Source organism: Winogradskyella aquimaris, assembly GCF_042676105.1.
Classification (GTDB): domain Bacteria; phylum Bacteroidota; class Bacteroidia; order Flavobacteriales; family Flavobacteriaceae; genus Winogradskyella; species Winogradskyella aquimaris.
Map to the genome: position 1 here is coordinate 78,666 of NZ_JBHTJQ010000008.1, position 10,915 is coordinate 89,580.

Sequence of the window (10,915 nt, forward strand, 5' to 3'; positions counted from 1 at the left end):
AACCTGTACACTAAATTAATATAAAATGTAACCAACACCTAATAACAATGCAAAAAGAAATGTAGATAAGGCTAATACTTTTAACTGACTATCAAAATCGTCAGGCTGTTTTGCCAACCGTATTTTCCTTAGGTGCAAAATTAAGGGGACAAATGCTAACAGATATAAAAAGTTGTAGGGTGCAACATAATAAAGTACCGAAAAAATTACTGCGACTAGCATTGCACCTAATATCAGGAGATAATGATAGCGTTTTGTTTTTTTCATACCCAGTTTCACAGCAATGGTAATTTTACCAACGTTTTTATCAGCCTCCAAATCCCTCATGTTATTCAGATTTAAGACACCAACACTCAACAAACCTAATGATACTGCTGGTAATACAACCATATGATCAATGGTATGTACATAAAGCAAATAGCTACCAATGGTACTGACCAAGCCAAAAAAGATAAATACAAAAACATCACCTAAAGCTCTATAACCATAGGGCGAATCACCCATTGTATAATTTAATGCGGCGTACACGGATAAACCACCTAGAAAAACAAATAGCATTAAAAATAAAAAGTTATTGGGACCAAAGGCAGCAAGAATTAGTGATAAGGTAAGTATAATCACCATAACAACATTAAACTTAATGGCATCTAGCATCTCATCAGGAGTTATTTCACCACTTTGAATAGCTCTTTGTGGTCCAACTCGGTCATCATTGTCTGTGCCTTTTACGCCATCACCATAGTCATTAGCTAAATTGGAAAGGATTTGAAGGCTAACCGTTGTTAAAATAGCCAACACCAACACCCACCAACTAAAGCGACCGTTATATATGGCAAAGCAAGTTCCTAAAATAATTCCAGAAACAGAAAGTGGCAGGGTTCTGAGCCTCATGGCCGAAAGCCAAGGTTTAATTTTTTTCATTAAGCCTTAATATTTTATGGAATCCACTTTTTTGGAAAGTTAGGTTTTCTTTTTTGTAAAAAGGCATCACGCCCTTCTTTGGCTTCATCTGTCATGTAAGCTAACCGTGTAGCTTCACCAGCAAAAACTTGCTGACCCACCATCCCATCGTCAGTAAGGTTCATGGCAAACTTTAGCATTTTTATAGATATTGGAGATTTTGCTAAAATCTCTTGAGCCCATTCATAGGCTGTATTTTCTAATTCACTATGTGGTATCACTGCATTAACCATACCCATTTCGTAGGCTTCCTGTCCAGAATAGTTTCTTCCAAGAAAAAATATTTCCCTTGCCTTCTTCTGACCAACCATTTTTGCCAAATAAGCTGAACCATAACCACCATCAAAACTTGTCACATCAGCGTCAGTTTGTTTAAATATAGCATGTTCCTTACTTGCAAGTGTTAAATCACACACCACATGCAAACTGTGACCACCGCCAACAGCCCAACCTGGAACCACTGCAATAACAGCTTTAGGCATAAAACGAATAAGTCGCTGTACTTCTAAAATATTAAGTCTATGGTAGCCATCATCTCCAACATAACCTTGATGACCTCTAGCTTTTTGGTCACCACCAGAGCAAAAACTCCAAACACCATCTTTTGAGGAAGGCCCTTCTGCACTGAGTAAAACAACTCCAATATTTACATCTTCGTTTGCATCATAAAAAGCGTCATAAAGCTCAGAGGTTGTTTTTGGACGAAAGGCGTTTCGTACATCTGGTCTGTTGAAAGCTATTCTCGCTACTCCATTACATTTATGATACGTAATATCTTCATAAGATTTGGCAACTTTCCAATCTATATGGCTCATACTTTTCAAAATTTTGAGAACAAAAATAATGAATTAATAATTATAGGAGAACCACCAATTTCTATTTGAATTTATTATGTATGCATACTATATTTGACGTCGATATTTTTTATAATGAGTAATAGTATTGCTCATAACACAACAGAAACGTACAAACACCTGAAAGTAAAATTAGGAGACATCTACCTTTTTGATGATTTTTTTGTTGGAGAGTTTGACGAAGGTGTTGATATTAATTTTAGGAATTTTTCTGATATTTCGGAGATTGTAAAAACCTATTTTGAAAATCGCCCTTTTGGATTTATCTCAAATAGAGTAAACTCATATTCATTAAATTTAAATGATGCTGAGCTATTTAACGAATCTTTTCCGAATCTAAAGGCTTATGCGGTTGTGGCATACAATTCGATAACAGAGAGAGTCTTTGAAATAGAAAATTACTTTTTCAAATTTAATCGGAAGGCGTTTAAAGATATTGATGAAGCCATTTCTTGGATCAAAAATTTATCTTGTACTAATTAAAATTAAAAACCAACACTGGTTTTTCAACTACCTTTTTGGGAATTAATTAGGGTAATTCCATTTTCATCAATTATAATTAAACGGTCTTTGTAGAGTGAACCTATAGCCTTTTTGAAGCTCTTTTTACTCATCTGCAACTGCTCCTTTATTGCTTCTGGACTAGATTTATCATGCAATGGCAAAAATCCACTATTATCGTTTAATTCATTTAAAATAAACTGAGCATTAGGTTCTATATTTCGATAACCTATTTGACTCAATGAAATGTCAAGCTTATTATCATGGCGTACTTTCTTAACGATTCCTTTTAGCCTATCGCCAATACTAATATCCTTATAAATGTCGTCTTTAAACACCAACCCTAAATGCTTTTTGTTAACAATGACATTCATACCAATTTCAGAGGGATGTGATACGATTAAATCCACCTCATCGAATTGTTTAACGGTAAGTTCTTTATTATCTAAAAATTGATTGGTTTTACTAGAGGCTACTAAACGCTCTGTCTCTTCATCTAAATAACAATACACTAAATACCAGCCACCCGCTTTCATTTTAAAAGCTTGTTCCTTAAATGGGCAAAATAATTCCTTTACCAAACCCCAATCTAAAAAAGCACCAAACTTGGTTACTTGATTGCAACGCAGTAGTGCAAAATCTCCTTTTTTTATGAATGGCTTATCCGTAGTAGCTACAGGTCGTTCTTCATTATCTAAATACACAAAAACTTCAAGTTTATCACCTATTTCAAATGTTTGTGGAACATATCTGTTTGGCAACAAAACCTCTCCATCTTCTCCATCTCCAAGAAATAATCCGGGTTCCGTATCTCTAAGAATTTCTAATGTATTGTATTCTCCTAATTGTATCATGCTGCAAAGGTAGAAATAAGTTGCAAGCGAAAAGTAGAAAGTTTCAGAAATAAAAAAAGGCCTCTCTAAACAAGACAGGCCTTTAAGGTTTTATTATTTTATTGACTATTAATAAACTGAAGCTTTATTAAAATGTGTACACAGCAAATAATAGACTACAGCTCTATACTTATTTCTATTAGACTGACCGTACTTATCCATAACCGAAGCTATAGCACCATCTAAGTCGTCACTCTCGCTTAAACCTAATTTTTTAATCAAGTAATTATTTTTTACAGTTGCTAGTTCCTTTTCATCTGATCCAGAAACCGTAGAGGAATCTGCGTTATAAATAGAAGGCCCTAAGCCAACCGTAATTTTAGTTAACAAATCCATATCAGGATTTACACCACATTTATCCTTTAAATCCGCAGCATATTTTGTGATTAATTCGTCTCTTTTACTCATTTTATTTGTGTTTTAGGTTAAATAAATTGTCTCATTAAAGATAAGTAATTTTTAGACACCTTAAAAGAAGATAAGTCACATGTCTCTTAGAATTAACGATAAGTTTACTTTATAAATTTAAAATAATCCAAAAGCACCTCATCATTAACCGTAGACGGTGTAAAAATCTCCAATAACTTAGGTCGTTTAGAGGTATTATAAAACTTGTCCAAGGCGTCTGTTAAAGATTTTTCATCTGTAGCTTTAAAATAATCTAAGCCATACATTTCACAAAGTTGCTTAGCCGTTAAGTGATGCTTTGTTTCAAAATAGGTATCAAAGTTATCGGTATTCTTATGTCCAGGCAAAATCCTAAAAATACCTCCACCATAATTATTAACAACAATAATTCTAAAATTATCAGGAATGTAGTTATTCCAAAGGGCATTGCTATCATAGAAAAAGCTTAAATCACCCGTTATAAATGTGGTACGCTGCTTTTGTGCAACTGCTGCCCCTATAGCTGTACTTGTACTACCATCTATACCACTTGTACCTCTATTACAAAAAATTGCAATATCCTTTCTTAGTTGAAATAACTGTGTGTAACGTATTGCCGAACTATTACCTACCTGCAATTGACTTTGCTTTGGAATACTTTTTAATAAAGCATTAAAAACCGTAAAATCTGAAAAAGGAATGGTTTTTAAATAGTCGTCATGAAGCTTTCTGCGCTTTTGCCTCACCTTTAACCAGCTACTTTTATAATCGCTTTTAGTATGATGAGTTACCTGAGGCAAGAATGTTTTTAAAAAGGTGTTTGGAGTCAATTTAATGTGTTTATCCAAACAGAAAAACGTGTCATTTGCCTTAAATAAATCTACGTGCCAATGACTTTCTGGTTTGTATTGTCTCAAAAAGGCCTTAATCTTTTTAGAAACGACCATACCGCCAAAGGTTAAAAGAATATCTGGCTGCAATGCCTCAAAGTCTTCTTGATCTAGTGGAGCAATCATTTTATCAATTCCTGGAAAAAAATCGGGATGGTGTACATTTGAAGTTGTTTCGGTAAAAACGAATACACTATCATCATCTGCCAATTCTTGTAACCACTGCTCTTCTATTGCGCTTGGATGTAAAACACCAATCAGAATCATTTTTCGTTTAGCGGAATGCCAAACATCCAAAAGGCTTTTAATTTCAAACTCGTCAATTTTTTCGGTTCGGTCTGCTATACTGAAAGGCTTAGGATTTATGCCCAATTCGTCCACTGTTTCATAAAGGGGCTCATCAAAAGGTATATTGATATGTACCGGACCAGACTTTAATCTAGCCACAGTAATCGCATCGTGCACTTCAGATTCGTTATAGGACTGTATGTCTTTTTGAAGTCCTAAAAAGCGTTCAAGTTTGTTCTCTATACTTCGCATGATAGGCAACTCATCGTCTGCTGCCTTAGGATCTTTATCCTTTAAATCCAATTTTAGATTAGCACTATACAACACGTGTTCACCATAAACATTTTTTTGCTTTATGGTCTGTCCATCCCCTATATCAATTAAATGTTTTGGCCTATCTGCCGATAATACCAATAATGGAATATTACTATAATATGCTTCCGATATGGCAGGATAATAATTGAGAAGCGCACTACCAGAAGTACATACTACAGCAACGGGTTCTTGAACTTGTTGTGCAATACCTAAGGCAAAAAAAGCAGCACATCGCTCATCGACTATGCTATAGCATTTAAAAAATTCATCATGCGTAAAACCTATGGTAAGCGGTGCATTTCGGCTACCCGGAGAAATTACAATGTGTTTCACATTATGCGTTTTGCATAACGTAACCACCGTTTGAGATAAGGGAATTTTAGAGTATTTCATCAAAAAACAAAGATAAGAATTCTCTATGGTTTAGCTCAGCACATTAACGATAGTTTTAGCTTTATTTACTGTCTCTATCCACTCATTTTCTGGTACAGAATCTTTTGTTATACCACCACCAACATAAATAATAGCTTTATTATCTTTTAACTGCATACACCGCAGATTGACATAAAAGTTAGAACAGGTTTTTACCATGGCATAAGCATTGTTCTCCACATTGCGCTTATTCGTGTTTCTGTTTTTGGTTGTTTTTAAATTAAGTTCACCTAAAAATCCAGTATAAAACTCACGGTTATAGTTTTCATTATTTAGAATAAAATCTTTTGCAACTTCCTTTGGAAATCCGCATACAGCTGGTGTAGGATGCAAGGCTTCAATAACAGATTTTAAGGTGCTGCCAGGTTGGATACGACTATGTATATAAGTCTTTAAATGCAATAGATTTCCTGCTCGTACAGTCTCCACCTCTGAAATTTTTACATGACTCGTATGTGGCTCTATTTGTTTGGCGATGTAATCCGTAACAATTTGTTGTTCTTCATACTCTTTATTCGTCCAGGTTACCGCCGCGTCAGCTGTATATGGTTGCGTTCCTGCCAAAGAAATCGTAGTCAGGTTTTGACCCTCCACTTTAAACAATAGTTCTGGCGTTGCACCAAGCCACAGACCCACTTTAGGATGGTACCAACAATAGACCATAGCATTTTTATAGGTATTAAAAAGGCGCTTAAAAATGGTAAGCGGATTTGGATTTTCTATCGTTTTTTCAATCTTTCGAGACAACACCACTTTGTCCAAATTCCTTTTTTTAATACTAGAAATGGCTTTAGTAATCAATTGTAAGTGATTGTTCTCTCCATTCTTACTTATGTCTATCTTTTTAAAGTACTTCTCAACATTAATATCCGAAATTTCTAAACTCAGATGTTCACATTCATTTTTAGGAAGTACGATACTCTTGTTGCTTAGATTAAAAGGTGCAAACACAAAACCACTTTCTGAAAAATCTGAAGTAGTATGTAAAACATCATCTTTCTGCAACCAGCATTTGATGATAGAGTTTATTGCTCTACTATAGACTACAAAGGGTAATTGTTGCTCATACTGACGCTCTAATGCTTCAAAAAAAGAATCTTGGGTCATGTATTACTTTTTAAGCGGTAATGAAACGGTAGACAAACGACAAACCGAAATTAAATTATCCTGCTCATCAGTAACTCTAATATCTAATAGTTGTGTAGTACGGCCTTTATGCAAAAAGGTGGCTCGAGCATAAACATAGCCTTCTTTTACACTTTTTAAATGGTTGGCTGTAATTTCTATACCTCTTACAAAATACTGTTCTAAATCTGTAAACATATGTGATGCAAAACTACCAACGCTTTCTGCTAATGCTGCTGTAGCACCGCCATGCAAAACACCATCAGGTTGGTGTACTTTTGGGGTAACAGGCATTCTGGCAACCAAAAAATCCTTACCATAATCAACCATCTCAATATCCAACGTTTCCATTAAGGTGTTTTTTGAGACCTCATTGGCTTTTGCCAAAATCATTTCCTTAGATAATTGCATATAAAACCTTTATTTTTATCGTCGATCACAAAAATACTGAAACTACCAAGAATAATGAATTCGGAGGAAAAAGAAATCACATATACAACAAGCAACTCATATTCTACACTCAACGCATTGACTTCATCCACAAAACATGTTTGGTTTGTATGCCATGGTATGGGGTATTTGAGTCGTTACTTTTTACGCTATTTTAAACAACTAAATCCTGAAGAGAACTATATTATTGCACCACAAGCGCCGAGCAAATATTACATTCAGCCAAAAATGCATGTTGGTGCCAATTGGTTAACCAGAGACCATACCGAAAGTGGTATGCAAAACATCCTCAATTATTTTGATGCGGTTTTTGAAGCTGAAAAGATTCCTGAACATTTAAACTTTATTGTTTTGGGTTACTCTCAAGGAGTAAGTGTAGCGATGCGCTATTTGGTAAAACGAAAAATGAAATGTGACCAACTGGTATTACATTCTGGAGGTATTCCCAAGGAACTAACCGCTAAAGATTTTGAATACCTCTCTGATAATACGCAAGTAAAACTGATATATGGTACCGAAGACCAATATTTAGACACGGATCGTATAGCTGAGGAATCCCAACGGGCAAAAGCCCTATTTGGAAATAGGTTAAGAATTCTGCCGTTTGAAGGAACCCATGTGGTTAATGTAGATTATATTAATCATTTGGTTTGATATGACAGTACCAACCCTTGAAAACAACCGTGTAAAATTGAGTCTACTAGACTTAAGCAATTACAAACACCTGCAACGCATAGCGCCACAAAAGGACCTTATCTACTACTCGCCTTCTGATATTTCTACATCAGAAAAACTGAAGGACTATGTACAACTGGCCGTAGATGGCTACTATCATAAAACCATTATTCCATTTATAGTTTTTGATAAATTACATAAGGCTTATGCAGGGTCTACACGTTTTGGACTCATCAATTGGAAAAATAAACTACTGCATATTGGTTGGACATGGATTGGCCATGAATTTCAAGGTACTGGGTTAAATGCCAACATGAAATTTTTAATGTTGCAATATGCTTTTGAAACCTTAGAGTTTGAAAAAGTAGAGTTTAGAATTGATGAGCGCAATAACAAATCAAGGCGTGCAGTTGAAAAGCTTGGTGCCCAATTAGAAGGTATCCTGCGGAAAGATGTACTGATGAAAGATGGCTTTAGACGCAGTACATGTTGTTACGGTATTTTAAAAGAGGAATGGCCAGAAATAAAATTGAAACTGATTAACGTAATTGGGTAGTTATAAGGTCACTTCGAGTGATTGTGTAGAATAAAAAAAGCCACAACTCAATTGTGGCTTTAATTATTAACTCGTTTGTTGTAAGGTTTTATTCTTTTCTTTTAAGATGGCCAACTGCTTTTCTAAAAAGGTAATGGCCTCTTCTGTTTTGTAACTGGCTTTTGAGGCAAAGTCTTTAAGGTCTTCCTTAAACTTGTCTTTACCAGATTTGGCAGCTTTAGATAAATCTTCTTTTACTTCCGTAAAGTCATCTACCAATTTATCTTTTATCTCTTTGCCTTCTTTTTTTAGATGGTCTCTGGTGACATGACCTTTATCTGGTGCTAATAAAACGCCAGCGGCTGCACCGATTAATGCTCCTAATACTAATGCTCCTTTATACTGAATCATAATTTTTCTTTTTTAAGTTGAACCTTGTTTTACTTATTGGTAGTAAAATCTTATGTTTTGTTACAAACAAATTCAGTGCCAAGTATTTGAGGTACAGTTTTAAACAGTACACTTATCGGTCTCGGTTATGAGTAGTTCCGTGGGTTAGGACTATCTTTTGCAAGTATACGCCAAACTGAAAATCTGCGATACTTTTCAGAAGTAGGCATGAACAAGCAATTACATATAGCCATTGTTGTGCTTTCGTTAATTCTCATCCTTCTCCCATACTATTGGATCTTTGTCAATAAATTGGGTTAAGACTTTGTTTGTAGAATCAACACCACTAAAATCTAATGTTTGATTCCAGTTAATAGCGTAGAAAAGAGAATTATTCAATTGTACGAGCTCTGATTTTGCTCCGCCCCACCCTGTAACATATAGAGATTCATTGGCATAACTAATTTTTATTGGTTCAACATCTTTATTAGTGTAGTGTCCTATATATCTGCTGTATACCTCTTTTTCAGGTGTGAGTTCACTAAAATTAAATTGATATAAAACCTTATTTAAAAATTTGAGTAATTTCTTTTGGTGTCTGGCTCTTCCGTTTTCCCAGCGTGTTCTTTGAAGCAAATACGCTAAAAATGATTCATTTTCATAAAGACTCTTAACGGCTATTTCTTTTTCTTGCAAACTGTATTTCTTTTTAAGAGCAACAGATCTCCTCACAGCATCATCGCTCAAAGGGGAAAAAAAGTCTTTCGAAGCGGTCATCATTAAATTTAAAAGATTATCAGATTTAGCTTCATCTTCAAACCCAGCGTGATATTGCGAAGAGAAGTTTGCTAAAGCTTTAAGTAATTCTTTATTTTTTAGAATTGAGGTTTTTCCTGAACCTATAATTGCGTTATAACTTCCGGTAATAGCTACAGCTTGATGATGTGAAAATGCACCCCTACGAATATATTCTCTAATGACATCTGGATGAATTGAATAATCTTGAGATTCTATGGCATCTATTAAATCCCGAGAGCTTAATATGGCTCTTTCTTGATCTTTTATGGTTTCAAGAAAATTTAAACGTGTGGCTATAAAGTCTTCTTTAATGTCTGAAAGAATTATAGCTTCTTGGTCTTTTTCTTTTCTTAATTCATTACTATTGTTAATCTGCAGAGCAATCAAAATACCAATAACAACAAGTATAATTTCACCAAAAGCATATTTAAAATACCTTCCAGTTTTATTTTCCGTAAGCAAATTTTGGCGAATTTTTCTAAAGAATTTTATCATCGTTTATTGGTTTGTTGCAATAGCTTGTCGAGATGAAGTCAATATTATTGTGCTTTTATTGTTAATTATTTTTTTCGACCTCTATATCAATGAGTTTTATTAACTGTTCGTTTTTTTCTTTTAAACTTTTAAACATTTGTACTTCCCATTGTCTCTGACCAAGTGTATAAGTAAGCCAGGAATAGTAATAATTGTTTTTAACGAGTTGATTATAATCGACTGGCTTTATTTTTCCCCAAAAACGCCCACTTTTAAAGAGTACAAATTGCCTTTCTTTAGCTAAATTAAAACTTTCTAGACTGCTTTTTTGCAGGTCAAATTGATAGCCAATCCACTTATCATAATATTCACCAAGCATCAACCTTAAACTATCATTTTCGATAAGGTCAGGTCCTTTAATTTTCAGTGTCTCATAGGGGCTTGAGGTGTGGATGAACCTAGTTGTGTTTAGAGCGTTTGCAAAATGAAAATCCAACGAATCACTGTAAGGTAACTTTTTAGAAATATGGTTTATTAAAATTGAACAAGATTTTGCTGTGAACAAGTGTTCACTCGTATTTGAAATGATATCCTCTTTATCACTAAGCAGTGCAGACCTCATTTCTTTTAGCAGTTTAATTTCCTCAGTTTTTAATTTACTTTTTTCGTTCCAGTTATTAATTTGAAGAGCTATTAATATCCCAATAACAACCAATACAATTTCACCAAGAGCATATTTAAAGTATTTTCCAGTTCTATTTTCTATCAGCAAGTTTTGTCTAATTTTTCTAAAGAACTTAATCATTGGTTATTAATTGGTTGTAATGTCTCGTCCTGAAATATGGCTACAGGTTAAAAATTGATTTACGCTGTTAATTTATATACCATATCAGGTGTTTTAAAATCTAAAGATAAATGTAATCTTATTTCATTGTACAGATTAATTGC

At 34.3% G+C, this 10,915-nt stretch carries 13 protein-coding genes; 3 read left to right on the forward strand and 10 right to left on the reverse strand.

The genetic code is table 11. From position 1 onward, the window contains the following. Window positions 1-15: 15 nt before the first annotated feature. Both menA and ACFQ1K_RS06775 read right to left on the reverse strand, forming a co-directional pair. Complete coding sequence (menA, locus tag ACFQ1K_RS06770; RefSeq protein ID WP_320556647.1) at window positions 16-921, reverse strand: 1,4-dihydroxy-2-naphthoate octaprenyltransferase; 906 nt, start codon at window positions 919-921, stop codon at window positions 16-18. 14 nt (window positions 922-935) lie between these two features. After that, entirely contained in the window at window positions 936-1,775 is an 840-nt protein-coding gene (locus ACFQ1K_RS06775; protein WP_320556646.1) for a 1,4-dihydroxy-2-naphthoyl-CoA synthase, read from the reverse strand. Between the two features lie 114 nt (window positions 1,776-1,889). Here ACFQ1K_RS06775 and ACFQ1K_RS06780 point away from each other — a divergent pair, with 114 nt between their 5' ends. Beyond that, entirely contained in the window at window positions 1,890-2,297 is a 408-nt protein-coding gene (locus ACFQ1K_RS06780; RefSeq protein WP_320556645.1) for a hypothetical protein, read from the forward strand. Between the two features lie 23 nt (window positions 2,298-2,320). Here the strand turns inward: ACFQ1K_RS06780 and ACFQ1K_RS06785 are convergent, their stop codons facing one another. From ACFQ1K_RS06785 to ACFQ1K_RS06805, 5 genes are all read right to left on the reverse strand, one after another. Further along, entirely contained in the window at window positions 2,321-3,169 is an 849-nt protein-coding gene (locus ACFQ1K_RS06785; protein WP_320556644.1) for a CvfB family protein, read from the reverse strand. A 108-nt stretch (window positions 3,170-3,277) separates the two neighbouring features. After that, on the reverse strand, window positions 3,278-3,616 hold the full coding sequence (locus ACFQ1K_RS06790) for a DUF2853 family protein (protein WP_320556643.1): 339 nt from the start codon (window positions 3,614-3,616) through the stop codon (window positions 3,278-3,280). A 104-nt stretch (window positions 3,617-3,720) separates the two neighbouring features. Then, window positions 3,721-5,481, reverse strand: a complete 1,761-nt coding sequence (gene menD / locus ACFQ1K_RS06795; RefSeq protein WP_320556642.1) for a 2-succinyl-5-enolpyruvyl-6-hydroxy-3-cyclohexene-1-carboxylic-acid synthase — start codon at window positions 5,479-5,481, stop codon at window positions 3,721-3,723. Window positions 5,482-5,511: 30 nt separating this feature from the next. Beyond that, window positions 5,512-6,627, reverse strand: a complete 1,116-nt coding sequence (locus tag ACFQ1K_RS06800; RefSeq protein ID WP_320556641.1) for a chorismate-binding protein — start codon at window positions 6,625-6,627, stop codon at window positions 5,512-5,514. Window positions 6,628-6,630: 3 nt separating this feature from the next. Then, on the reverse strand, window positions 6,631-7,056 hold the full coding sequence (locus ACFQ1K_RS06805) for a PaaI family thioesterase (RefSeq protein ID WP_320556640.1): 426 nt from the start codon (window positions 7,054-7,056) through the stop codon (window positions 6,631-6,633). 54 nt (window positions 7,057-7,110) lie between these two features. Here ACFQ1K_RS06805 and ACFQ1K_RS06810 point away from each other — a divergent pair, with 54 nt between their 5' ends. Next, a complete protein-coding gene (locus ACFQ1K_RS06810) occupies window positions 7,111-7,749 on the forward strand; it encodes an alpha/beta hydrolase (RefSeq protein WP_320556639.1) in 639 nt (212 codons plus the stop codon). 1 nt (window position 7,750) lies between these two features. Then, a complete protein-coding gene (locus tag ACFQ1K_RS06815) occupies window positions 7,751-8,326 on the forward strand; it encodes a GNAT family N-acetyltransferase (protein WP_320556638.1) in 576 nt (191 codons plus the stop codon). Window positions 8,327-8,392: 66 nt separating this feature from the next. Here ACFQ1K_RS06815 and ACFQ1K_RS06820 read toward each other — a convergent pair whose 3' ends face one another. The 3 genes from ACFQ1K_RS06820 to ACFQ1K_RS06830 form a co-directional block, all read right to left on the reverse strand. Then, window positions 8,393-8,716 (reverse strand): YtxH domain-containing protein, encoded by a 324-nt coding sequence (locus ACFQ1K_RS06820; protein WP_320556637.1) that lies wholly within the window; start codon window positions 8,714-8,716, stop codon window positions 8,393-8,395. Window positions 8,717-8,962: 246 nt separating this feature from the next. Beyond that, window positions 8,963-9,988, reverse strand: a complete 1,026-nt coding sequence (locus tag ACFQ1K_RS06825; RefSeq protein ID WP_320556636.1) for a DUF6090 family protein — start codon at window positions 9,986-9,988, stop codon at window positions 8,963-8,965. Between the two features lie 61 nt (window positions 9,989-10,049). Next, window positions 10,050-10,772: a DUF6090 family protein gene (locus ACFQ1K_RS06830; protein ID WP_320556635.1), complete on the reverse strand. Its 723-nt coding sequence runs from the start codon at window positions 10,770-10,772 to the stop codon at window positions 10,050-10,052. Window positions 10,773-10,915: the final 143 nt, after the last annotated feature.